At 70.5% G+C, this 23,567-nt stretch carries 24 protein-coding genes and 1 riboswitch; of the genes, 18 read left to right on the forward strand and 6 right to left on the reverse strand.

Features of this window, described 5'->3' with window-relative positions:
* Positions 1-12: 12 nt before the first annotated feature.
* The 5 genes from ACYU7G_RS02450 to ACYU7G_RS02470 are packed head-to-tail and all read left to right on the forward strand — an operon-like array spanning position 13 to position 5,017.
* Positions 13-1,347 (forward strand): ABC transporter substrate-binding protein, encoded by a 1,335-nt coding sequence (locus ACYU7G_RS02450; protein WP_461104403.1) that lies wholly within the window; start codon positions 13-15, stop codon positions 1,345-1,347.
* Between the two features lie 4 nt (positions 1,348-1,351).
* Entirely contained in the window at positions 1,352-2,314 is a 963-nt protein-coding gene (locus tag ACYU7G_RS02455; protein WP_461104405.1) for a carbohydrate ABC transporter permease, read from the forward strand.
* 12 nt (positions 2,315-2,326) lie between these two features.
* Positions 2,327-3,208, forward strand: a complete 882-nt coding sequence (locus ACYU7G_RS02460) for a carbohydrate ABC transporter permease (RefSeq protein ID WP_461104407.1) — start codon at positions 2,327-2,329, stop codon at positions 3,206-3,208.
* A 37-nt stretch (positions 3,209-3,245) separates the two neighbouring features.
* Positions 3,246-3,995: a 6-phosphogluconolactonase gene (locus ACYU7G_RS02465; protein WP_461104409.1), complete on the forward strand. Its 750-nt coding sequence runs from the start codon at positions 3,246-3,248 to the stop codon at positions 3,993-3,995.
* Positions 3,996-4,000: 5 nt separating this feature from the next.
* The gene (locus ACYU7G_RS02470; protein ID WP_461104411.1) at positions 4,001-5,017 is read left to right on the forward strand and encodes an N-acetylglucosamine-6-phosphate deacetylase; all 1,017 of its coding nucleotides are present in this window, start codon (positions 4,001-4,003) and stop codon (positions 5,015-5,017) included.
* On the opposite strand, the gene ACYU7G_RS02475 is transcribed toward ACYU7G_RS02470, so the two are convergent.
* The 4 genes from ACYU7G_RS02475 to ACYU7G_RS02490 all read right to left on the reverse strand — a co-directional run bounded on the left by ACYU7G_RS02475 (position 5,014) and on the right by ACYU7G_RS02490 (position 9,273).
* Entirely contained in the window at positions 5,014-6,015 is a 1,002-nt protein-coding gene (locus tag ACYU7G_RS02475; RefSeq protein ID WP_461104413.1) for a LacI family DNA-binding transcriptional regulator, read from the reverse strand. The two genes, ACYU7G_RS02470 and ACYU7G_RS02475, sit on opposite strands and share 4 nt — an antisense overlap.
* Positions 6,016-6,090: 75 nt before the next feature.
* A complete protein-coding gene (locus tag ACYU7G_RS02480; protein ID WP_461105134.1) occupies positions 6,091-7,023 on the reverse strand; it encodes an HNH endonuclease signature motif containing protein in 933 nt (310 codons plus the stop codon).
* The gene (locus tag ACYU7G_RS02485) at positions 6,939-7,652 is read right to left on the reverse strand and encodes a hypothetical protein (RefSeq protein WP_461105156.1); all 714 of its coding nucleotides are present in this window, start codon (positions 7,650-7,652) and stop codon (positions 6,939-6,941) included. The genes ACYU7G_RS02480 and ACYU7G_RS02485 overlap by 85 nt, the downstream gene beginning before the upstream one ends.
* A gap of 295 nt (positions 7,653-7,947) precedes the next feature.
* Positions 7,948-9,273, reverse strand: a complete 1,326-nt coding sequence (locus ACYU7G_RS02490; RefSeq protein WP_461104415.1) for a hypothetical protein — start codon at positions 9,271-9,273, stop codon at positions 7,948-7,950.
* Positions 9,274-9,324: 51 nt separating this feature from the next.
* Between ACYU7G_RS02490 and ACYU7G_RS02495 the strand changes: the two genes are divergently transcribed.
* The 3 genes from ACYU7G_RS02495 to ACYU7G_RS02505 all read left to right on the forward strand — a co-directional run bounded on the left by ACYU7G_RS02495 (position 9,325) and on the right by ACYU7G_RS02505 (position 12,804).
* Entirely contained in the window at positions 9,325-9,984 is a 660-nt protein-coding gene (locus tag ACYU7G_RS02495) for a DNA alkylation repair protein (protein WP_461104417.1), read from the forward strand.
* A 65-nt stretch (positions 9,985-10,049) separates the two neighbouring features.
* The gene (locus tag ACYU7G_RS02500; RefSeq protein ID WP_461105136.1) at positions 10,050-11,552 is read left to right on the forward strand and encodes an SDR family oxidoreductase; all 1,503 of its coding nucleotides are present in this window, start codon (positions 10,050-10,052) and stop codon (positions 11,550-11,552) included.
* Positions 11,553-11,625: 73 nt separating this feature from the next.
* A complete protein-coding gene (locus ACYU7G_RS02505) occupies positions 11,626-12,804 on the forward strand; it encodes a ferrochelatase (RefSeq protein ID WP_461104419.1) in 1,179 nt (392 codons plus the stop codon).
* A gap of 48 nt (positions 12,805-12,852) precedes the next feature.
* On the opposite strand, the gene ACYU7G_RS02510 is transcribed toward ACYU7G_RS02505, so the two are convergent.
* The gene (locus tag ACYU7G_RS02510) at positions 12,853-13,719 is read right to left on the reverse strand and encodes an exodeoxyribonuclease III (RefSeq protein WP_461104421.1); all 867 of its coding nucleotides are present in this window, start codon (positions 13,717-13,719) and stop codon (positions 12,853-12,855) included.
* 32 nt (positions 13,720-13,751) lie between these two features.
* On the opposite strand from ACYU7G_RS02510, the gene ACYU7G_RS02515 reads away from it, so the two are divergent.
* From ACYU7G_RS02515 to ACYU7G_RS02550, 8 genes are all read left to right on the forward strand, one after another.
* On the forward strand, positions 13,752-14,180 hold the full coding sequence (locus ACYU7G_RS02515; RefSeq protein ID WP_461104423.1) for an SRPBCC domain-containing protein: 429 nt from the start codon (positions 13,752-13,754) through the stop codon (positions 14,178-14,180).
* A gap of 49 nt (positions 14,181-14,229) precedes the next feature.
* Positions 14,230-15,084, forward strand: a complete 855-nt coding sequence (locus ACYU7G_RS02520) for a GNAT family N-acetyltransferase (protein ID WP_461104425.1) — start codon at positions 14,230-14,232, stop codon at positions 15,082-15,084.
* A 117-nt stretch (positions 15,085-15,201) separates the two neighbouring features.
* A riboswitch (TPP riboswitch) is annotated at positions 15,202-15,300 on the forward strand.
* Positions 15,283-16,929, forward strand: a complete 1,647-nt coding sequence (locus ACYU7G_RS02525) for a bifunctional hydroxymethylpyrimidine kinase/phosphomethylpyrimidine kinase (protein WP_461104427.1) — start codon at positions 15,283-15,285, stop codon at positions 16,927-16,929. (Overlaps the previous riboswitch by 18 nt.)
* Entirely contained in the window at positions 16,926-18,284 is a 1,359-nt protein-coding gene (locus ACYU7G_RS02530) for an MFS transporter (RefSeq protein ID WP_461104429.1), read from the forward strand. The genes ACYU7G_RS02525 and ACYU7G_RS02530 overlap by 4 nt, the downstream gene beginning before the upstream one ends.
* Positions 18,281-19,051 carry a hydroxyethylthiazole kinase gene (gene thiM, locus ACYU7G_RS02535; protein ID WP_461104431.1) on the forward strand — a complete coding sequence of 257 codons (771 nt, stop codon included), beginning with the start codon at positions 18,281-18,283 and terminating at the stop codon, positions 19,049-19,051. The genes ACYU7G_RS02530 and thiM overlap by 4 nt, the downstream gene beginning before the upstream one ends.
* Positions 19,048-19,698, forward strand: a complete 651-nt coding sequence (locus ACYU7G_RS02540) for a thiamine phosphate synthase (RefSeq protein ID WP_461104433.1) — start codon at positions 19,048-19,050, stop codon at positions 19,696-19,698. The genes thiM and ACYU7G_RS02540 overlap by 4 nt, the downstream gene beginning before the upstream one ends.
* 42 nt (positions 19,699-19,740) lie before the next feature.
* Positions 19,741-20,163, forward strand: coding sequence for a DUF1801 domain-containing protein (locus ACYU7G_RS02545; RefSeq protein ID WP_461104435.1), 423 nt, complete (start codon positions 19,741-19,743; stop codon positions 20,161-20,163).
* Positions 20,164-20,174: 11 nt separating this feature from the next.
* Positions 20,175-20,930: a lipoate--protein ligase family protein gene (locus tag ACYU7G_RS02550; RefSeq protein WP_461104437.1), complete on the forward strand. Its 756-nt coding sequence runs from the start codon at positions 20,175-20,177 to the stop codon at positions 20,928-20,930.
* Positions 20,931-20,997: 67 nt separating this feature from the next.
* Here the strand turns inward: ACYU7G_RS02550 and ACYU7G_RS02555 are convergent, their stop codons facing one another.
* Positions 20,998-21,390 (reverse strand): ankyrin repeat domain-containing protein, encoded by a 393-nt coding sequence (locus tag ACYU7G_RS02555; RefSeq protein WP_461104439.1) that lies wholly within the window; start codon positions 21,388-21,390, stop codon positions 20,998-21,000.
* Positions 21,391-21,650: 260 nt separating this feature from the next.
* Here ACYU7G_RS02555 and ACYU7G_RS02560 point away from each other — a divergent pair, with 260 nt between their 5' ends.
* The gene (locus ACYU7G_RS02560) at positions 21,651-23,021 is read left to right on the forward strand and encodes a hypothetical protein (RefSeq protein ID WP_461104441.1); all 1,371 of its coding nucleotides are present in this window, start codon (positions 21,651-21,653) and stop codon (positions 23,019-23,021) included.
* A 108-nt stretch (positions 23,022-23,129) separates the two neighbouring features.
* On the forward strand, positions 23,130-23,567 hold the full coding sequence (locus ACYU7G_RS02565) for a hypothetical protein (RefSeq protein ID WP_461104443.1): 438 nt from the start codon (positions 23,130-23,132) through the stop codon (positions 23,565-23,567).

Here is a 23,567-nt window from a genome sequence, read left to right on the forward strand (position 1 = left end):
GAGAACAAGGAAATGACAGCACGTTCCAGCAGGACCCGCCGGGCAGTGGCCGGTGCGTTCGTGACCGCCAGCCTCGCACTGGTGGGATGCGTCGGCGGGGGAGGCCAGCCGGCCGACCCCGGCGCGGAGGAGTCGGTCGCGGCAGACGGTGAACTCAGTGGGGAGGTGGAGTTCTGGACCATCAACCTGCGCAAGAACTTCCAGGACTACTTCGACGGCATCATCGCCGACTTCGAGGAGGCCAACCCGGAGGTCACCATCAACTGGGTGGACGTCCCGGGAGCGGAGATGCAGACCAAGTACCTCGCCGCCCTGGCCAGCGGCAACGTCCCCGACGCCGTCAACATCGACATGAAGAACTTCGGCCAGCTGGCGATTACGCTGGCCCCGCTGGAGGACCACTTCAGCGAGGAGGAACTCGGCATCTACCAGCCGGGGCTCCTGGACGGCTTCCGGACCTCCGACGGCCTGTTCGGGATCCCTTGGTACAACTCGGGAACACTCGTCGGGGTCTACCGGAAGTCCATCGTGGACGAGGTGGGCTTCGACCCGGCCAACCCGCCGCAGTCCTGGCAGGAGGTGCTGGAACTGGCGGCAGAGGTCCACGAGACCACGGGCACCTACGGCACCAATGCCGACCCGAGCCTGCGGGTGCTGCAGGCGATGGGTATCGACTTCGTCAACGACGACCTCACCGAGGCGACGTTCGCGACGCAGGAGGCTGCCGACTTCGTCAAGCTGTTCCAGGACGCCTACGCCAGTGGCGCCATCGCCCCCGGCGCCACCGCCGCGGACACCGACGAGCCGCAGACCATCGACAACGGCCAGATCGCCTTCGTCGCGGACATGGGACCGGGCCAGATCACGACGCTGGCGAACAACGCGCCCGACGCCTACAACGACATCTACGTCACCACGTCGCCCCGGGACACCGAGGGGCGCGACCAGCTGCCGGGGCAGATGGGCTTCTCCATTCCCGCGCAGTCCGAGAACAAGGCGGCCGCCGCCGAGTTCATCAAGTTCGTGACCAGTGCCGAGGCGCAGCTCGCCTTCTGCGAGCTGGTGCCGATCTTCCCCTCCACGCACGAAACGCTGGAGGCCCCGCTGTTCACCGAGAACCCCGGTGAGACCCCGGAGGAACAGGCACGGGCGATCATCGTGGAGAACTTCTCCAACGCCGTCGACACCACCGTCCCGCTGCCGGCCGGTGTTCCGGACCAGGTGCGGCAGGACTTCATCGAGAAGATGAAGGAGGTCATGCGTAGCGGTGAGGACCCCCTCCCGGCGCTCGAGGAACAGCAGGCCCTGTGGCAGGCACAGCTCGACTCCGCCCCACGGAGCTCCTGAGCCCATGGCTCCGCCGACCATGACCGCGGACCGTCGTCCTGGGGCCCAGCTCCGGGACGACGGCCCCCGGGCTGCCCCGCCACCGCGGCGTCGCGGCATCCGGATGACGCCCTGGTACGTGCCGTACCTGTTCGTCCTGCCGATCATGACGCTGTTCGCGGTCTTCTTCGTGTGGCCGGCGGTACTTGCCGTCCAGCTGTCGTTCTACGACTACTCGATCATCAAGCCGACCGTCTGGGTGGGGTTCGAGAACTTCACGCGGATGCTGGGCGACACCCGGTTCTGGCGCGCGGCGCTCAACTCGCTGGGGTACCTGGTGGGGCTCATCCCCCTCACCGTCGTGATCCCGCTGGTGCTGGCGGTCCTGGTCAACCAGAAGCTGCGCGGCATGGGGGCGTTCCGGTTCCTCTACTACCTGCCGGTGGTGACGTCGATGGTGGCCGTGGCCATCGCCTGGCGCTACGTCTTCCACGACGCGGGCGTCATCAACTGGTTCCTCCAGGGCCTGGGCATCATCGACCAACCGATCCAGTTCCTGCTGGACAAGACCTGGGCGCTGCCCGCCCTGATCGTCGTCGAGGGCTGGAAGTCCATGGGCACCTACATGCTCATCTACCTGGCGGGACTCCAGGCGATTCCGAGCGAGCTGTACGAGGCGGCACGCGTCGATGGCGCCTCCGCCACGAAGCGGTTCTTCCAGATCACGGTCCCGCTGATGGTGCCGTACGTGGCCGTGACGATGGTGCTGGTCATGCAGGGGGCCACCCAGGTGTTCACCTCGGTCTTCGTGCTGACCAACGGCGGTCCGTCGGACTCCACCATGTCGCTGGGCTACTACATCTGGTCCCTGGCGTTCCAGCGATTCGAGATGGGTTACGCAAGTGCCATCTCGATGGTGCTCTGGATCGTCCTGGTGCTGCTGGCCATCCTCAACTACCGCGTCACCCGTGCGCGCTACCAGGCGTAGGGAAGGCATCCCATGACACAGACAATGCAGCGCACCCGTCGGGCGCAGAAGGCCGCGCGCCGTCCCATGACGCCTCGCCGGATCGCCGGGCTGAGCGTCAACTATTTGGTGCTCATCGCCATCGCGGCAGTCTTCGCCGTGCCGTTCCTGATCCTGCTCACCACGTCCCTGACGCCCATCGGCGAGACCCTCTTCAGTTTCCCGCCGAGGATCCTGCCGTGGCCCATCTCGCTTGAGTCCTACAAGGTGGCCTTCACCACCGTCCCACTCCTGAAGTACCTGCTGAACTCGCTGCTCTACGTGGTGACGATCGTGCCGTTGAGCGCCATCACCTGCATCCTCGCCGGCTACGCGTTCGGTGCGCTGCAGTTCAGGGGGCGCAACGTGATGTTCATGCTCATCCTCGGGACGATGTTCCTTCCCGACGAGGTCATGCTCATCCCGCGGTTCATCGTCGTCAGTGACCTCGGCATCGCCAACGACTACCTCGGCGTCATCCTGCCGAGCCTCCTGACCGCATTCGGCACGCTCATCATGCGGCAGGCGTTCGCCGGCATCCCGAAGGAGCTCCGTGAGGCCGCCGTCATCGACGGTGCACACGAGGGCCGAATCTTCTTCAACGTGATGCTGCCGGTGGTCAAGCCGTCGGTGGCCATCGTCGTCATCTTCGGCTTCATCAACGTGTGGAACAGCTTCCTGTGGCCACTGGTGGTCCTGAACGATGAGTCGAAGTACCCGATCGCCCTGGGCGTGGCCTACCTGGCCGGAATCGGAAGCACCGACGAACGCTCGCTGGCGGCCGGATCCATCATCTCCATCGTCCCGATCGTCATCTTCTTCCTCTTCATGCAGCGAAACATCATGGAGGGGATGAAGGGGGCGGTGAAGGGATGAGCAACAACCCACAACCCAGACAAGGCAGGCAGTACTGATGACCAACGTGACGATCGCACCCAACCCCGGGGCGCACGCAGGAGCCGCTGCAGCAGCGGCGATCGCGTCCGCCGTCGAGAGCAGGGGCCGCGCACGGGTGGTGTTCGCCAGTGCCCCTTCGCAGGAGGAGATGCTCGCCACCCTCACCGCCGACCCGCGGGTGGACTGGAGCCGCGTGGACTCCTTCCACCTCGACGAGTACCTCGGCCTGCCCGCCTCCCACCCACGGGCCTTCGGGCAGTGGTTGGCCGACAGACTCCCGGCCGAGGCACGGCCCGGCTTGCAGCGGATCGACGCCGGGGCGGACCCGGAGGCCGAGATCCAGCGCTACACGACACTGCTCGGGGCCGCCCCGCTGGACGTGACCTGCCTTGGCGTCGGCATGAACGGTCACGTGGCGTTCAACGAGCCGGGCGACGTCGAGTTCGATGACCCCACCGCGATGCGCCTCGTGCAACTGGAGCTGGCCTCTCGCTTGCAGCAGGTGGAGGAGGGACTCTTCGCAACCGTCGACGAGGTGCCTACGCAGGCGCTGTCGCTCACCTTCTCCGCACTCACCAGGGCAAAGCACCTCGTCTGCACCGTCGTGGGTGATCACAAGGCGGAGGCCGTCGCAGCAGCACTGGAGGGGCCGGTCACCACGACCTGTCCCGCCAGCGGTCTGCAGCAGTTGGGCAATGTCCACTGGTTCCTCGACGACGTGGCTGCCTCTAGGTTGACGAGGGTGGCGCAGGCCAAGGCAGGATGAGCCGGGTGGAGCTACCCGGACTGGTCGACCTGCAGGTCAACGGCTACCGCGGCATCGACGTCAACGCTCCCGACGTCGACGCCGGGACCGTCGGCGCGCTCACCCGAGCCTTGTGGGAGGTGGGAACCACCACCTACCTGCCCACGATCATCACGGCCCCGGAGCCGCGCATCCTCGCATCGATCCGTGCGGTGGTCTCGGCCCGCGAGGCGGATCCCCTGGTGGCGCATTCCGTTGCCGGCATCCACGTCGAGGGACCGTTCATCAGCGGGGAACCGGGAGCGGTGGGGGCGCACGACCCCGACTCGCTGCGCGCACCCGACCTTGCGGAGCTCGACCGGTGGCAGGACGCTGCCGGCGGACTGGTCCGCATCGTGACCATCGCGCCCGAGTTGCCGGGGGCGGTGGATTTCGTTACCGGGGCCGTGGAACGCGGGGTGCTGGCCTCCCTCGGACACACCGCCGCCACCGCGGGGCAGGTGTTGGCCGCCATCGACGCCGGCGCCACGTTGTCCACCCACCTCGGCAACGGGGCGCCGCAACTGCTGCCGCGCCACCCCAACCACATCTGGGCCCAACTGGCCGATGACAGGCTGACGGCCATGCTGATCACGGACGGACACCACTTGCCCGCCGACACCGCCACCGTGATGATGCGTGCGAAGGGCCCGGGGCGCGTCCTGCTGACGTCCGACTCGGCAGCGCTGGCCGGGATGGATCCCGGTGTCCATGAGACGCCGGTGGGCGGTCGCGTCCAGGTCACCGGTGACGGCCGGTTGCTGCTCCATGGGTCCGAGCTGTTGGCCGGGTCCGGCAGCAGCTTGTTGGACTGCTTGGCATGGGCGCTCGGATCCCTGCCGTTCGAGGAGCAGCACCTCGTGGACATGGCAACGGCGAACCCCGCGAGGATTCTCGGTGTGGAGGACCGCGTCGCCGATTCGGGGGACCGGGTGCTGCTCGAGCAGGGCGATGGTGGCTTGCGGGTCGTCCGGGCGACGGTGCTGGGGCAGCGGGTGGTCTAGACCGCTCGGAGCCCTCCGACGTTCGCAGGGCCGGTTGATCGACGTGCGATGAACTTGCCCGTCAGCGGCGTGGAGGCAGGGGTATCGCCTGCGATCAGAGCGTGCAGTGCGGCGATGGCCGCTTCGCCCAGCTCCTTGTTGGGGGTGCTGACCGTGGTCAGGTTGGGGGTGAGCGCGCGTGCGAGGAGGACATCGTCGCAGCCGACGACGGAGCGGTCCTCCGGCACCCGCCAGCCGGCCTCGGACAGCCCGGCCACCACGCCGCACGCCGTCAGGTCGTCGAAGGCGAACGCCGCGGTCGCGTCCGATTCCAGCAGCTTGTGCGCCGCCTCCACCCCACCGTCATAGGAGGCGTCGAAGGGACCGAGCTCATCAAGGGCAACTCCGGTGGCGGCCGCCCAGCCCCGGATGGCGTCACGGCGCTGGGTGGCGGCCCAGGACCCGACGGTGCCTGTCAGCAGTGCGACGCGTTCGTGTCCGAGGGAGACCAGGTGGTCAGCGGCCTCGTGCAGGGCCGACGTGACGTCGACGATGACCGAGTGCATGCCTTCGATCTCGCGGTTCAGGACCACTGCGGGGGTGGTTCCGACGGCCTCGAGGAGGTCCGCGTCGCCGGTCAGGGGCGATGCGATGAGGATGCCGTCCACCTGCGTCCTCAGCCTCCTGATCAGGCCCTCCTCGTCGTCGGCCGAACCGCCCGCGTCGACGAGGATGACCGTGGCGGCGTCGTCTGCTGCAGCTGCGGTCTGGATGGCCCTGACCAGCGGTGGGAAGTACGGGTTGGTGATGTCCGGGACCAGCAGTCCGATGGCGCCCGTCAGGCCGGTTGCCAGGCGGCGGGCTGTCCGATTCGGTTGGTAGCCCAGCTCCTCGGCGCGGGCGAGGATGCGGTCCCGCAGGTCCGGCTTCACCAGTTCAGGTCGGGTCATGGCGCGGGAGACCGTCGACGCCGCGATCCCAAGGGACTCGGCTATTGAGTAGATGGTCACCTTTGCCACGGCCAGCTCCTTCGCGAGACTGCCCCGACTCTAGACCCGCCCACGACCTCCTGCAACCGGTTGTGGCGAGTGGTTTCAGGCGCTCCGGGCACTGGGAAGCGGCCCTTCGTGCGGATTCTCGCCGACCGTCAGGTCCGGGTCTCCCTCCCAGACGTCGAGGACTGTTGCGTCGTCCCGGAGTCCGGCCGAGTCGGGAGGTCCTCCGCCGCCGCTGGGTACGAGTTCCTGCTGCACAGGGTCTCCTCGCCCACTTGCTGTGGGGGACTGCTTCCGGCTGGTGTTGCCGAGGATGGGGGTGCGGGTGGCATCGACACGGGTGGGTGGCAGGAACTCGGGTGCCCCGTCGTCGCGGATGCGGACCTGCCAACTGTCCGCGCGTGGGTTGGTCCAGAACCGCTCGGGTTCGATGAGTTTGTGGTGATGGGGACACAGGAGCACCAAGTTGGCGAGTGACGTCTCCCCGCCGGCCCACCATGGGCGGATGTGGTGCGCCTCGCAGCGTTCGTCGGCGACGTCGCAGTTCGGGAACTGGCAGCTGCCGTCTCGCACCGTCAGCGCCCGGCGCACCGGTGGGGTGACCAAGCGGCTGGACCGCCCGACGTCGAGTACCTCGGAGGCGCCGCCCAGCACCACCGGCGCGAGCTCGGCGTCGCAGACGATGCGGCGCAGCTCGCCGGCGGGGATGGCCTGCCCGGTGCTGAGCCTGCCCGCCTGCTCGGCCCGCTGGCGCAGCGAATCCTCCTGCATGACCACGACGACGCGAGGACGATCACCGGCGACTCCGGGCGCCCCTCGGTGTTGTTGGTGGTTCGCCAGCAACTGCACCAGCGCGTCGGCGCGGCGCTGCTCCTGGGTGCGCTCCTCGGCGCGTGGGTCTGCCTGGTCCCGGCCGCGGCGACGGTCGGTCTCGACGTAGGCGGCGATCAGCCGCCGCAGTGACTCGCCCTCCAGGGTGGGCAGTGAGCCCTTGAACTTGGTGGAGCCGTCGCCGTCCTCCCAGATGAACAGGCTGCGGCGTCGATGCGCACGCTGCTGTTGCTCGGCGAGGCGGATCTGCTCCGCGGCGAGCCGCTCCTCCTCGGTGGGTGAGGGGCGAACCTGCTCGATGATGGCGCCGGTGGACTTGCGGATGTCCTCGGCGGGAGTGTTCCCAGCATTCGTGATATCAGGATGTCCTGCGCGCGCTTGACCTCCTCCGGGGTCAGCGTCACTGGCAGTTCGTCCATCACCTTCGTGATGGCCGTGGCCTGGGTGGGGGTGATGTTGCCGGAGAGCGACTGCTTGATCACCTCGGGGTGGCTGCAGATCTTCTTGCCCGAGTTCACGAGGCCGGCCGCCTCCCGGGTGGAGAGCTTCCCGTCGAGGGCGAGCCAAGATGTGGTGGGGGTGCCGTGCAGCCGCATCGACGAGCCGGCGGCGTCGGCCTCGGCCACCAGTTGTTTATGGAGGGCCTCCGTCCGGCGGGCGAGCTGCTGGGCCGCGAGCAGCCATTCGAGCCGCTCGGCGTCCGACGCGTGTTCGCGGTCATGGTCCACCTGCTCCAGCGCCTGCAGCGCGGCGCCGATGGCGGCACCGACGCCGCGCGCAGCACGGGAGCCGGCCCCGTCGGCCCCGTCACTGCGCTTCGTCGCGTCCATGCCGATGACACTATGCGGACCCTCTGACAATTGCGGATCACGACTATGGGCATCAGGAGCGCCAGGCGTCTCCGGGTTGTGGTTTCGACACGCCCTGCTCGCTTCGCTCGCCGGGGCGGTTCAACCGACGGGGGGCGGTGAACCTACGGGGCATCAACCGGCGGGGGCTGGCCTCAACCGCTCGGGGCGGCTCAACCGGCGGGGGCGGGGCGGCTCAATCGAGGGGCGGGGCTCAACCGGGGGCAGGGTTCAACCGGCGGGGCGGCTCGACCGACGGGCGGCTCAACCGGGTGGGTCAGCCGGCGGTGGGCGGAAGTGTCTTGTCCGTGCGCGTGCGGGCGAGGGAGATGCCGAGGTCCACGGTGGCGTCGACGACGACGGCCACGCCGACCGCCTTCCAGCCGCCGGGAAGAACCCGCGTGAGGAGGAGGCCGGCGGCCAGCTCGCCCACGGCGATGGCGGTGCCCAGCAGCGGTCGGTGACGGACCACGCGGGCGGCGCGCGCGAGTGGGCGGGAGCGTCGGGTGAGGGGTGTGGAATCGGCCGTCCCGGCCACCAAGGCATCCGCGACGGTGCGCGGCCAGCCCTTGGGGGAAAAACGACGGACCTGGTCAAGGCCGTCGACGCCGGAGTCGGAGAGCGCAGCCGCCACCAGGACGCGTGGGATGCCGAACGCACCGAGGAGTTCCTGCAGCCGCTCGTCGGCCCCCACCACGCCACCGAGTGCCTCGGCCCTCAGCGCCAGGTGTGCGCGCTCGACATCGAGGATGCAGCGCTGCGCCACCTCCTCCAGCTCCGCACGCACGCCGTCGCCTTCGATGAAGAGGGTGCGGTAGACCTCGCGGGTGGCGGGCACCGTGATGGTGTCGAGGTCCAGCACCAGCTCGGTGCCGCGCTCGGAGTCCGGCCAGAACGAGGCGGGGAACAGCTGGGAGCCGTGAGTGGTGACCTCCAACCACGCGCCACCGTCGGCGGGCAGGTTCAGGACCACCAGCGGGAGCTCGGCGCGGGTGGGGGACATCAGGCCGGGGGTGGGTTCGGTGGTCTCGTACGCCGCCAGCGACCAGTCGCCGACCTCCGAATGGGCCACCTCCACACCCGTGCTGGTGGCGCGGAGGCGGGAGGCCAGCGGGCCGCGGTGGGACAGCTCACGCACGCGCACCGGCACGGGCTTGAACAGCTCGGCCAGTTCCTCCTCGGACAGCTCCCTGTCGTCGTCGGGGGAATCATCCTCGATCGGTTCGTCCTCGTCGAGGTCCTCGGACGCAGCCTCTCCCTCGTCTGATTCCTCGCCCTCGCCGAACTCTTCGTACTCGTCGTCGGGGTCGTCGAGGTAGAGGGCCAGGCCGGCCTCCTCGAACTGCTCACGCAGTTCCGGCACGCGGGGTCCCGGTGCGATGGTGTCCTGGTCCGTAAGGGTGAGCACGCGCCCCTGGTCGTCGAGCGCGACCACCACCACGGCCTCCTCGTCGTCCTGGGACCACTCGGCGCGGGCGTCGCGCAGGGCGGAGAGGACGCGCAGTTCCCGCAGGATGCGGAGTGCGTCGGGGCGGGGGTCGGTGCCGTCGCCACGGTCGACGGAGGCGTAGGACAACTGGGCGGCGAGCGGGATCTGGGTCACCGCAGAATCGTACCCGTCCCGGCGTAGGCTGGCGGTGGAGAAGGAGGCCGCATGACCGTCGACGAGGTGCTCGCTGAACTGGCCGAGCTGGAGGACCCGAGGATGCGGGCCGTGAACGAGCGTCACGGTGACGACCACGGCGTGAACCTCACCAAGCTCCGTGCCGTCGCGAAGCGGCTGAAGACGCAGCACCCGCTCGCGGTGGAGCTCTGGGCCACCGGCGACACCGCCGCCCGCCTCGTCTCGCTGCTCATCTGCAGGCCGAAGGAGTTCACGCCGGAACAGTTGGACGCGATGCTCCGCGAGGCCCGCGCCCCCAAGGTGCACGACTGGCTCGTCAACTACGTGGTGCGCAAGCACCCGCAGGTGGAGGAGCTGCGGCTGGTGTGGCTCGAAGACTCCGACCCGGTGGTGGCCGCCGCCGGCTGGGCGCTGACCGCCGACCGTGTCGTCCGCACGCCCGACGGCCTTGACCTCCCTGCGCTCCTGGACGTCGTCGAGACGGAGATGAAGGAAGCACCGGAGCGGCTGCAGTGGCAGATGAACATCACGCTGGCGCAGATCGGGATCACCCACGAACCGCTGCGCGCCCGGGCGCTGGAGATCGGCGAGCGGCTGGAGGTGCTGAAGGACTACCCCACTTCGCCCGGCTGCACGTCACCCTTCGCGCCGACCTGGATCAACGAAATGGTCGGTCGTCAGAGGGCCTGAGCGCGAGCGTCGCGTATGCTCTTGAGATGAGCGAACTCACGTATCCGACGGGGCGCGAGAGTGCGTTGGGGGCAACGGGGTCGGAGCAGGGAGAGGCCCCACGGGTCCTCGTCCTCGGGTCTAGCGGGTACATCGGTGGCCGACTGACGCCGAGGCTGCTGAACGCCGGCTACCGGGTCCGCGTGCTGTCGCGGTCACCGGTCCGCACCCGATCGTTTCCTTGGGGTGACCAGTGCGAGGTCGTCGAAGGTGACGCCACCGACGCCGACGCAGTCGATCGCGCCATGCGTGGCGTCGATGTCGTCCATTACCTCATCCACTCGATGGGTGCGGGCGCGAGTTTCGAGGCGGAGGATCGGCGGGCGGCGACTGTGGTGGCCAGGGCGGCAGAGGCACACGGGGTCGGCAGGATCATCTACCTGAGTGGGCTCCACCCCGACGGGGTCGACCTGTCCCCGCACCTGCGCTCGCGCGTCGAGGTGGGAGAGATCTTCCTGCGCTCGAAGGTGCCTGCCCTCGTGCTCCAGGCCGGGGTGGTCATCGGCTCCGGTTCGGCCTCATTCGAGATGATCAGGCACCTCACCGACGTCCTCCCCTGGATGCCGGCCCCCAAGTGGGTCCGCAATCGCATCCAGCCGATCGCCGTGCGCGACGTGCTCCACTATCTCCTGGGTGCCACGCGAGTCGATGGGTTCCCGAACCGCTCCCTGGACATCGGCGGACCCGACGTCCTCACGTATGCCGAGATGATGAATGGCTACGCCGCCGAGGCGGGCCTGCCGAGCCGGGCCATTCTGGCGCTGCCCGTACTGACACCGAGGCTCGCATCGCTGTGGGTCAATCTGGTCACCCCGGTCCCCAGTTCTATCGCGCGCCCACTGGTGGCGTCGCTGCAGAACGACTGCGTGATGAGGGACCGCGACATCGACGAGATCGTGGCGCCGCCCGAGGGGGGCCTGACTGCCTATCGCGACGCCGTGCGCCTGGCGCTGGGACGGTTGGACGCTGACGTGGTGGAGACCAGTTGGCAGGACGCCGCAGTGCCGGAAGCACCCAGCGACCCGCTTCCGAGCGATCCCGAATGGTCCGGCCGCACCGTTTTCACGGACAGTCGAGAGCTGCACACCTCCGCCGCGGCAGAACGGCTGTGGTCCGTCATCGTGGGTGTCGGAGGTGACAACGGTTGGTACTCATCGGCGCTGCTGTGGGCCGCGCGCGGCTGGCTGGACCGTCTGGCCGGTGGAGTCGGGCTTCGTCGGGGGCGGCGCAGTCGCGGCTCGGTGCGGGTAGGGGATGCGATCGACTTCTGGCGGGTGGAGGTGGCCGAGTCCGATGCGTCCGGAAGCCTCTTGCGGCTGCGCGCGGAGATGCGGGCGCCGGGTTCCGCCTGGCTGGAACTTCGGGCGCTTCCCGAACCCGACGGTGCACGCTATGTGCAGCGTGCGATCTTCTTCCCCCGTGGACTGACCGGCCGCCTGTACTGGTTCGCGGTGCTGCCGTTCCACGGATTCATCTTCGCGGGAATGGCGGCTCGGATCACGGCGACGGCCGAGAACAAGCTGAAATGACCTGCGGAACAAACACAACTGCACGGGGGATGACAATGGCCCCGGGCCCGAACTGACAGAGACGGACATCGAGATGGCACCTGAGACACCTGTACCGAACGCTTCGCCCGCCTGCGCAAGCGGAGAGCCCTACGCGAACGGTCCGCAGCACTACGACGCCGTGCTCCTGGCGGGTTTCGGAGGCCCGGAGGGCCAGGAGGACGTGATCCCGTTCCTGCGCAACGTCACGCGGGGACGCGGCATCCCGGACGAGCGCCTGGAGGAGGTTGCCAAGCACTACCGCCACTTCGGTGGCGTCAGCCCCATCAACGCCCAGAACCGGGCCCTCAAGTCTGCGCTCGAGGCCGAACTCGCCGCACGTGGGTTGGAACTGCCCGTGTACTGGGGGAATCGCAACTGGGCGCCGTATCTTCCCGACGCCGTCCGGGAGGCCGCCGACGCGGGGCACACCCGGCTCCTGGCGTTCGCGACCAGCGCCTACAGCTCCTTCTCCAGTTGCCGCCAGTACCGTGAGGACCTGGCCCGCGCGCTCGCCGAGACTGAACTGGCCGGCAAGGTCACCATCGACAAGATCCGCCAGTTCTTCGACCACCCGGGCTTCGTCGACTCGTACGTGGACAGCATCGTCGAATCACTGCTGGGCTTCCTGGACGACGGCATCGAGGCCGTCGGCCTGCGCGTGCTCTTCGCCACCCACTCGATCCCGGTGGAGGACGCGCAACGCTCCGGACCGCGGGAGCGTGACTTCGGACCCGGCGGGGCGTACGCGGCGCAGCATCTCGCCGTGGCGGCCGCAGTGATGGAGCGGGTGGCGAGCCGGGACGCGCGGCTCGGCGCGATCGAGTGGGAGTTGGTCTACCAGTCACGCTCCGGGCCTGCCTCCCAGCCGTGGCTGGAGCCGGACATCTGTGACCGCATCGAGCAGCTCCCGGCGGAGTCCGTCGAGGCGATCGTGATCTCCCCGATCGGTTTCGTGAGCGACCACATGGAGGTCCTGTGGGACCTGGACACCGAAGCCTTGGAGGCCGCTGAGGCGGCGGGTCTCCGCGCGGCAAGATCGGCGACCCCGGGTGTGGCACCGGCGTTCGTGTCCGGGATCGTCGACCTGGTCCAGGAGCGGCTCGAGGGGACTGCTCCCGAGGATCGCCCTGCGGCCACGTCGATGGGCCCGTGGTTCGACGTCTGCCGACCGGGGTGTTGCGAGAACGTGCGGGCGGGGTTCAAGCCGGCGGTCGCCGGCGTCGCCCCCTGAGGGGTCGACTGTGGGCCGAGGGCCCGCGACGGGTGGCAGTGACCTGCGTCACTCCACCGCGTGCGGCAGCTTCACCTTCCCGGTGCCGCGACGCCCCGGCCGCGACGGCGGGGGCACGACGGGGCCGATGTCGCCGTCGGGCGCGATGTCGAGGTCGACTATGACGGGGGCATGGTCGCTCGGCAGCTTGCCCTTGCGCGCCTTGCGGTCCACCCAGGCGGCGGCCACCCGGTCCGCCACCGGCTGCGATGCGAGGACCAGGTCGATCCGCATGCCGTAGTCCTGGTGGAACATGCCGGCGCGGTAGTCCCAGTAGGAGAACAGCCTGTCGTGCTCCGGCCAGCGCGCGCGCAGGACGTCGACCAGTCCGAACCCCTCCACCCGCTGCCGCTCGGCGGCGGTGACGTGGGTGTGGCCGGCGAACGCGGCGGGGTCGAACAGGTCCTGGTCGGAGGGGGCGATGTTGATGTCGCCGCACAGCGCCACGTCGGCGGGGCCGTCGGCCACCACGGCCGCCAGCGCGTCCAGCCAGGCCAGCTTGTAGTTGTAGTGGGGCGAGTCCACCTCGCGCCCGTTCGGCACGTACAGCGAGTGCACGCGCACGCCGTCGCAGGTGGCGCTGAGAGCGCGCGCCTCGGTGCGGTCCTCGTAGTCGGGCTGCCCTGCGAAGTTGGCCTCGACGTCCTCCAGCCCGACGCGGGAGAACAGCGCCACCCCGTTGAAACCGCCCTGCCCGTGGTGGGCCACCTCGTAGCCGAGTTCGGTCAGCGGACCGGAGAACAGGTCGTGGAAGGCGGAGTCGGTTAGCTTGGTCTCCTGCAGGCACACGACGTCGGGCTTGCGCTCCTCGAGCCACGGCAGCAGCCGAGGCATCCGTTGCTTGGCCGAGTTCACGTTCCAGGTGGCGATCCTCACGTCTGCGAGGCTACCGGGTCGATAATGGGGGCATGTCAGCGTCGACAGAGCCCATCGTCCACGAGGTGCACGTCCCCTGCTCGCAGGAGGCGGCGCACCGCTACTTCACCGCGCACCTCGGCTCGTGGTGGCCGCTGGAGAGCCACGGCGAGTTCGGCGAGGAGGCCACCGTCGCGTTCGAGGGCGACGAGGTGGTGGAGCGGCTGGGCCGGGAGGTCAGTGTCTGGGGTGAGGTCCTGGAACACCACCCGCCGAGCACCCTCACCTTCACCTGGCACCCCACCCGCGGGGCCGACGAGGCCACCCGCATCACCGTCACCTTCACCCCCGACGGCGACGGCACCCTCGTGCGGCTGGTCCACTCCGGTTGGGACCAGATCCCCGACGGCGCCGCCCGCCGCGAGCCCTACGTCTCCGGCTGGTTGATGGTGCTGGGCCGCTACGTCATCCGCTGCAGCTGAGACCGGCGTTCCGCCCGGCCCGGGGGTGTCGGAGCCGTAGGCTTGGCGGGTGAACAAGTCGCGCCGCAGCTCGGGCAAGAAGTCGTCCCGCAACCCCGGGAAGGCGTCCGCGTCGCGTGCGCTGACCGGCGTGCGCCTCACGGACGCGCTGGTGGCCGGCTGGCGGCCGCTGCAGCGCTTCGAGGTGGCCGGGTTCGCGCTGTTCCGCTCCGGCGGCGTCACCAAGCGCGCCAACAGCGCCGTCGCGCTGGACGCACCCGAGGACGCCGAGGCGCTGCTGGAGGCCATCGGGCGGGTCGAGCAACTGTGCGAGATGGCCGGTGACAAGGCCTGCTTCCGGATCATGAGCACCCACGGCCCCGCGCAACTGGACGCGCTCCTGGCTGGGCGCGGGTACACCGTCGCCGGCCAGAGCACCATCTTGTCCCTGTCCCTGACAGGGGCGCGCGAGTTCGTCCCGCACACCTCGGCCGAGATCCGCGCCGGGGAACTGGACGACGACTGGTTCGACGCCGCCTGGCACCTCGCGCCCCGGGAGGGGGAGGGTGCCCGGGAGGCGACCCGCTCGATCATGGCCGCCACCCCGGCCGTCCAGGTGATGCTGCGCCCGGCAGGAGCGGAGGCCGCCGAGCCCGACGAGGTGGTGGCCGTCGGGCGGGCCGCGCTGGCGGAGGTCGGCAAGTTGAGCGTGGCAGTGCTGAACGTCATCACCGTCGCCCCGGAGCATCGCCGGCAGGGGCTGGGGCGGGCGGTTTCCGAGACGCTGCTGGCGGTGGCGGCCGCCCACGGGGTGGAGCGCGTGCTGCTGGAGGTGGAGCGGGACAACGCGCCCGCGATCGCCCTCTACCGCGGCCTCGGGTTCGAGCCGCTCGGCGAGTACCACTACCGCGTGGCCGGTCAGTAGTTTCCGGCTGCGGAACGGGCCGAAACCCGCTGGCCGCGTGTGGGAGGCAGCTGGCCGGCCTGTCTCACCACCGCTCCCGGACCCGACGGCGGGGCCGGGGCATCTGCTTATACTGACGGCCTGGACACGGGGTGCGTCACCCGATGTGGCGCTGAGATCACACCCGTGGAACCTGATCTAGCTAGTACTAGCGAAGGGATGTCCTCAGTGACTTCTGTCTCCCATGCCCCCGTTCCCCGCGTGCTCTCGATCGCAGGAACCGATCCCAGCGGCGGCGCCGGAACCGCCGCAGACCTCAAGTCGATCACCGCCGCCGGCGGCTACGGAATGACGGTGGTGACCTCGCTCGTGGCCCAGAACACCCACGGCGTGCGCGCCATCCACACCCCAGCGCCGAGGTTCCTGCGCGAGCAGCTCCTGGCCGTCAGCGACGACGTCGAGATCGACGCGGTCAAGACCGGCATGCTCGGCACCGTCGACAACATCCAGACCGTCTCCGAATGGCTCGACGCCAACCCGCCCCGGGTCCTGGTGGTGGACCCGGTGATGGTGGCCACCAGCGGGGACCGCCTGCTGGATTCGGAGGCGGAGCAGGCGATGGTGGAGTTCTGCCGCCGAGCCACCGTCGTCACCCCCAACATCGCGGAACTCGCCCGCCTCACCGGCAACCCGCCCGCGGCCGACGAGGCCGAGGCGCTCCGCCAGGCCGCCGCCTGGGCCGGCGCCGTCGGGGTCGCCGTCGTCGTCAAGACCGGCCACCTGGCCTCCAGCCGGGTCACCAACACCTGGGTCTCGCCGGACGGCACGCGTATCCCGGTGCCCGCCACCAGGCTGGACACCGACAGCACCCACGGCACCGGCTGCTCCCTCGCGGCAGCGCTCGCCACCCGCCTCGGCCGCGGCGACGACCCGGCCGCAGCCCTCGCCTGGGCGACGGCGTGGCTGCACGAGGCGATCGCCCACGGCCATGCCCTGGCCGTGGGTTCCGGCCACGGCCCGGTGGACCACTCGCACCGCTCCCGACGCCTCCAGGCCGCCGCGGCATCCAACCCTTGGCTCGACGACGACGCGGTGGCCCCCGCCCTCCACCGGCCTGACGACCTCGCCCCCGACCTCCCCGACGGCGAACCCGACCCCGCCGTCGAACCGGTCGGTCCCTGGACCCGGGCGCTGTGGCGGGCCGGACAGCCCACCGCGGAGGCGATCGCGGCGTCCGGTTTCGTGCGCTCGCTGGTGGACGGCAGCCTCCCGGAGGAAGCGTTCATGTTCTACCTCTCGCAGGACGCGCTCTACCTCGGCCGGTACTCCCGTGCGCTCGCGACGCTGTCGGTGGCCGCGGACCGGCCCGACGCCCGTGAGTTCTGGGCCGGCAGCGCCCAGACCGCCCTGGCCGCCGAGACCGGGATGCACCGCACCTGGCTGGGGGACCGGGCGGGCAGGGCCATGGGCCCAGTCACCCGCTCCTACACCGACTTCCTCCTGGCCACCACGCTCGGGGAGCCGCACCCCGTGGGCGTGGCCGCCGTGCTGCCCTGCTACTGGCTCTACGCCCAGACCGGCGCCACCCTGCCCCACGTCCCGGAGGACCACCCCTACGCCCGCTGGCTGGGCACCTACCGGGCGCCGGGATTCGTGGACTCCGTCCGTACCGCTCTGGTCCACGTCGAGCGGGCGCTGGCGACGGCGGACCCGACGACCCGCGCCGAGGCCGCCCGGGCCTACCTCATCGCGTGCCGGCACGAACTCGAGTTCTTCGAACAGGCACTGCGGCTGGAACCGACGCCGCCCCGGGAACAGGCCCCCGCCCGACGGGAGCTCGCCACGGCCGGGACGGTCGCGCCGTGAGCGCCCCGGTCACCGCCGCCCCCGCCGTCGAGTCCCTCCCGCCCGCCGGCCGCGCCGCGCTGCGGGCCGGCGTGGTGGGCAACTGGGTGGACAACATCCACATGTTCCTCCCGCTGACGGCGCTGGCGCCCGCGATGCTGGTGTTGGCCGGCCCGGCGGCCGCGGCGTCGACGGGTGCGTTGATCGTCGTGGCGATGCTGCTCGGACGCCCGATCGGCGGCATCGTGTTCGGCCGCATCTCGGACCGGTTGGGCCGCACCCGCACCACGCGGATCGCGATCGCTGGAACCGCCGCCTGCGCCGTCGCCATCGCCGTCATCCCCACCCACGAGGTGCTCGGCGCGGGCACCGTCGCGCTGATCCTCGTGCTGCGGTTCCTCGGCGGGATCTTCGTGGCCGGCGAGTACTCGGCCGCCATCCCGCTGGCCATGGAGTGGTCGGCGCCCCGCCGTCGGGGCCTGATGAGCGGGCTGATCCTCTCCATGGCGCCCTGGGCGCAGGCCACCATCGCCTTCTCCGTGGCCGGGCTGCTGGTCCTGCTCGGCCCCGACGCCTACGCGGCCTGGGGCTGGCGCCTGCTGTTCGGGCTGGGGGCGCTGGCGTCGGTGGGAATGCTGGTCTACTACGGCCGCCAGGTGGCCGACGCCCCCGTGTTCCACCGCCGCGCGCGGCAGGCCTCGAAGGCTCCACGGGCCGGGCTGGGCGCGCTGCTGTGGGGCCGCTGGTCACCGGCGTTCTGGCAGGTCTTCGTGCTCATGACCGGGCTGTGGCTGCTGACCAACAGCACGGTCCTGCTGCTCACCGCCCGGCTCGCCACCGACGCCGGCCTGCCCGCCACGGGCGTGTCCGTCGCCATGGGCGTCGCGTCGGTGGCGCAGGCCGTCGTCATGGCACTGGCCGGCCACCTGTCCTCGCGCACCGGCCGTCGGAACCTCTTCGTGGTGTGGGGGGTCGGAGCGGCAACGCTCGGGCCCGTCGTCTGGTGGTTGGCCGTGACTTCGGAGTCGCTGGGCCGCGCCGCCCTGATGGCGGCCCTGCTGCAGGTCATCACCGTCTGCGCCTACGGCCCGGTCTCGGCGTACCTGTCGGAGCGGTTCCCCACCGAGGTCCGCTCCACCGGCTACGGCATGGGCTACAGCCTCTCGCTGGTGCTGCCCGCGCTGTACCCGTTCTACCTGCCCGCGGTGGCCGCCGTGCTGGGGGAGCGCACGTCGGTGATGGTGATGGTGGCGCTGGGCGGGTGCCTGGTGGTGGTCGGGGCGCTGCTCGGGCCGCGCCTGTCGCCCCGGGACATCGACGCGGACATCGACGACGTCGCCGCCAACGTCGCCACCTCGGAGCAGGTGGAGGCATGAGTGACCCGGACGTGGAACGCGCCGCACCGGTCATCGACGCCGTGCGCAGTCGGCAGCCGCTGGTGCACTGCATCACGGCCACCGTCTCCATGGGTCTGGTGGCCGACGGTCTGCTCGCCGCCGGTGCGCGGCCGATGATGACCGAGACAGCCGGTGAGGCACCCACGCTCACCACTGTCGCCGACGCGCTGCTGGTGAACCTCGGCACCCTCAGCACCGACGGCGCGGCCGGCATCCCGCCCACCGTCGAGGCGGCGGTCCGGGACTCGCGGCCGTGGGTGCTGGACCCGACGGCCATCGGCATCGCCCCCGTCCGTACCCCGCTCGCGCGCGAGCTGCTGGCCTCGCGCCCGGCGGTGGTGCGGGGCAACGCCTCGGAGGTGCTGGCGCTGGCCGGTGAGGGTCGGGGCGGACGGGGCGCGGACGCCACGGTGACCTCGGATGCCGCCATGCCGGCCGCCGCGAGGGTGGCGCAGCTGACCGGCGGCGTCGTGGCCGTATCCGGGGAGGCGGACGTGGTGCTCGACTCGCGACGGCTGGTCGGCCTCGCGCGCGGGACCGCCATGCTGGCGCGCGTGACCGGCACCGGCTGCCTGCTCGGGGCGCTGACGGCGGCCTGCGTCGCGGTTGCCGACGACGGGTTCGCCGGCGCCCTGGCGGCGACGACGTGGCTCGCCGTCGCGGGAGAGGTGGCGGCCGGGCGCGCCCCGGGGCCGGGCTCGTTCCGAATGCACCTGCTGGACGTGCTCGACGAGGTGGGCCGATGAACCTTGACCTGCGCTGCTACCTCGTGACGTCTGGCACCAGCCGTGCCACCGTCGAGACCGCCGCCGAGGCCGCCGCCGCGGGTGCCGGCACCATCCAGGTGCGCGCCAAGGAAGCCTCGACCGCGGAGTTGCTGGCGCTGACGGTTGCCGTCGCGGACGCCGTCGCCGCGGTGGGGTCCGGCACCCGGGTGGTGGTGGACGACAGGTGCGACGTCGCGTTCGCGGCCCGACTGTGCGGCGCGGCCGTGCACGGCGTCCACCTGGGCCAGGACGACCTGCCGGTGGCGGCGGCCCGGGCGCTGCTGGGGGCCGACGCCGTGATCGGGCTCACCACCGGCACCCTCGAGCTGGTCCGCCGGGCCGACGAACTGGCGGACCTGGTGGACTACCTCGGCGCCGGTCCGTTCCGCCCCACCCCCACCAAGGACTCCGGGCGCACGCCACTTGGAGTCGAGGGCTACCGGGCGCTCGTCGCCGCAACCCGGCTGCCCGTCGTCGCCATCGGCGGCATCACCCCCGCTGACGTGGCACAGCTCGCGGGTACGGGCGTGGCGGGTGTCGCCGTGGTGCGGGCCGTCATGGACGCCGAGCGCCCCGGCGAAGTGGTGGGCGATGTCGTCGCGGCGTACGAGGCGGGGCGCAGCTGAGTCCGTCGGATCCCCCGGGTGGAACGGCCCTACGATGTGTCCATGAGCGAGCAGAAGACCCTCCCCACCGACGCGGACGTGCAGGCCTTCCTGCAGGCGGCCACCCCGGCGCGCCGCCGCGAAGACGGCCTCCGCGTGGCGGATATCTTCCGCGAGGTGACCGGCGCGGAACCGGTGATGTGGGGGCCCAGCATGGTGGGCTACGGCAGCTACCGCTACGTCTCGCCCAACGGCCGGACCAAGGGCGAATGGCCCAAGGTGGGCTTCTCGCCCCGCAAGGCGCAACTGGTGCTGTACGGGCTCAAGGACCTCCCCGAGGGCGCTGCCCTGCTGCCCGAACTCGGCGGCTACACCGAGGGCGCCGGCTGCGTCTACGTGAAGAAGCTCGACGACGTGGACCTGGACGTCCTGCGTCGGCTGGTGGCCATCGGTTGGTCGCGCACCGACGACCCCGAGCCCAGCTGACCGGCCCAGGCATGGACCTGCTGATCGGCCGGGTCGCCGACGCCGACCCGGCCCTCGAGATGGCCGCCACCACCGCGCTGCTGCGCCGGGCCGCGACGGGTGGGGTCGCGTCGGCGCTGCGCGTGTTCCGGCCGACGCCGATGGTGGCGTTCGGGCGCCGCGACGCCAACCGCGCCGGCTTTCCCCGCGCGGCCGTGGCCTGCCGGGGCGCCGGGTTCACGCCGGTGGTGCGCGCCTCCGGCGGCCGCGCCGTCGCATGCACCGCCAACACGATCGTCCTGGACCACGTCCAGCACGACCCCACCTCGCCCGGCCGCATGGAGGCCCGCTTCCGCGACTTCGGTGCGATGCTCGCCGACGTGCTGGCGGACTTCGGCATCGACGCCCGAGTGGGCGAGGTGCCCGGCGAGTACTGCCCCGGCGCCCACTCCATCAACGCCAGCGGCACGGTCAAGCTGGTGGGCACCGCCCAGCGCATGGTGCGCGACGCCTGGCTGTTCAGCTCCGTGGTGATCTTCGACGACGCTGCCCGGCTGCGTCCGCTGCTGGCCGACGTCTACGCCGCACTCGAGTTGCCGTTCGACCCCGCGTCCGTCGGCGCCGTCGCCACCGAGGCGCCAGGGATCACCCTCGACGTCCTGGAGCAGGCCTTCATCGGCGCCTACGACGACCGCTTCGGTTTGGTGGAGTCGCGCCCGGACGCGGTGCTGCTGGCCGAGGCCCGCGCCTTGGTCGCGGACCACGTGACCCCGCTCCAGTCTCCCTGAGCCTCGAAGGGCCGCCGTCCCAGTCTCCCTGAGGCGCGAGCGCCAGCGAGCCTCGAAGGGCTTTGCGTCAGAGCAGGTCGTCCAACTGGGTGAAGCCGAACATCTTGGCGGTGTCGCGGGCAGTGGGGGTGCCGGCATCGGGGTCGGCGCCGGCCTTGAGCAGGTGGGTGGCCGCCTCGACGTCCTGCTTGAACACGGCACAGGTGAGAGCGTTCTGGCCGCGGTCATTCTGGGTCTCGAGGTCGGCGCCCTTCTCGATGAGCATGGCCACGGTCTCGGGTGCGCCGTTGTAGGCGGCGAGGATGAGGAACGTGTCGCCGTTGGCGTTGCGCATCTCGAGCGGCGCCCCGGCGTCGATGTAGGCGGCCAGCTTCTCCGTCTCACCGGCTCGTGCGAAGTCGAAGAGCTGGTTGGCCAGCTCGATCTGCTCGTCGGACATCTGGGTGGGTTCGTCGGCCATGGCGTGAGCGTAATCGGTGCGGACCTCGGTCGGTTCCGAAACGTCGGGATTCTTGGGGCGGAGCGGGTGCCGTGGCGGGGGTGTGACAGGGGCTCGCGACACGCCGGTCGGTATGTCGGTCAGGGCAGTGGAAGCGTTTTCTCGCGAGCGCTGGTCACACCCGCCGTGGGTACCGGTGCCACGGCACCCCGAGGCGGTGACTCCCTCCCCTGAAACAATGGCTCAGCCACGAATGACGTCTTCCCGCGAGAAGGAACTCTGTGAACCAGCACCCTCAGGGCCCCGGCAACGGGCCCGGATCCCAGCCCGACGGACGCCCGGACTTCTCCCAGTCAGGCGCTCCCCAGCAGCCGGGACCGCAGTTCCAGCCGGCCCCGGAACAGCCCACGACCCCACCGCGCCAGAGCGGGCCACAGTTCCAGGAGGCATCCCAGAACCAGCCGGGGCCGCAGGGCCAGGGCCCGCAGTTCCAGGCCGCGCCGCAGGGCCAGGGCCCGCAGTTCCAGGCCGCGCCGCAGGGCCAGGGCCCGCAGTTCCAGGCCGCGCCGCAGGGCCAGGGTCCCCAGTTCCAGCAGCAGCACCAGGCCCAGCAGTACCAGCCTCAGCAGTACGGCCAGCAGCCCTACGCACAGCACCCGGGAGCACCGGCGCAGGGGCGCAAGAATCGCGTCTGGCTCACGGTCGGCATCGTCGTCGTGGTGGTCGCGCTCCTCGCGGGCGGTTGGGCGCTGTTCGGGCGTGACCTGCTGGCGGGGGAGGAGCCCACCGACGAGGTCACGGAGTCCACCGAAGGCGAGGTCCCGCAGGGCGACCTGCCGGAGAACCCGGTCATCGAGGCGCCGGAGGTGATCGACGAAGTGGCGGAGGCCGCGGGGCTGACGTGCCACGACGAGGCGTCCACGGGGGTGCAGGTCAAGGGCTGCTACCTGCACGAGCCCGGCCACCTCATCACGCTGCGATTCCGCATCACCGACGGCGCGGAGATCGACAAGTTCAACCTCACCCTCCTGCACAACGACACCACGCCCGAGCAGCGCTCCGAGGAACTGGTGGCGCTCGTGGACCCGATCCTGCCGACGCTGCCCATCTCGGATGCGGACCGCGAGGCGTTCCTCGCCGCCGTCACCGGCACGGAGACCAACGTCGACGGCGAGACCGAGTGGCGCGACGACATCACCGGCCGCTTCAGCTACCGCTTCGGCACCGACACCAGCAGCCTCGACATCGGCAACTCGTCGACGGACTTCATGGCCGCCATCCCGCTGTCCGACGACCCGGCCGGCGTCATCGCGGGCCTCGAGGAACTGGACTGGCTCTGCGAGGACGAGGAGGCCACCTTCACGTGTGAGGGCCCTGGCCGCGGCACCATCATGGGCGCAGTCTCCACAGCGGGTCAGGACGAGCCGAAGCTCACCGGCTTCACCGTCTGGTTCGACGGCCAGGAGCCCCTCGCGGACGAGCCGCGGATGCTGGATGCCTACACGGTGCTCACGGGCTCGGGTGACAAGGGCGAGGCGCTCGCCGTCGGCCTGCGGATGCTGTGCGAGGGGGAGAAGCAGTTCTTCAACTCCGACGCGCAGTTCTACCGCGGCGACTCCTACTACGAGATCAAGGGCGTCCAGTTCAACTGAGCACCACCACAGTGAGCAGGAATGGAGAAGCCATCTCGTTCACGGCTCCGTAGCGTGAGGGTCATGCAAGGGGGAGCACCCCGATGACAACAACGAAGGAGCATTGTCATGACTGACACGAAGACCGGGTTCACCGCGGACGAGCGCGCAGCCATGCAGCAGCGGGCAGAGGAGCTTCGGGCCACCAAGGGCCTCAAGGGCGCCGCGAAGATGGCCCGCGAGGTGGAGGCCTGCATGAAGGCCATCGACGCCCTCGACGGCGTGGACCAGCAGGCGGCGGTGCTGCTGCACTCCGTCGTGATGGAGGTGGCCCCGGACCTGAACCCCAAGACGATGTACGGGTTCCCCACCTACGCCCGCGACGGGAAGAACGTGGTGTTCTACCAGCCGGCGTCGAAGTTCAAGACCCGCTACGGGACCGTGAGCTTCGACGAGGCGGCCAACCTCGACGACGGCGCGATCTGGGCGACGTCGTTCGCCGTCGTCGAGGTGAACTCCGAGGTGGAGGACCGGATCCGCGAGCTGGTCAAGAAGGCCACGGCCTGA

The sequence above is a fragment of the Tessaracoccus terricola genome (assembly GCF_054776555.1).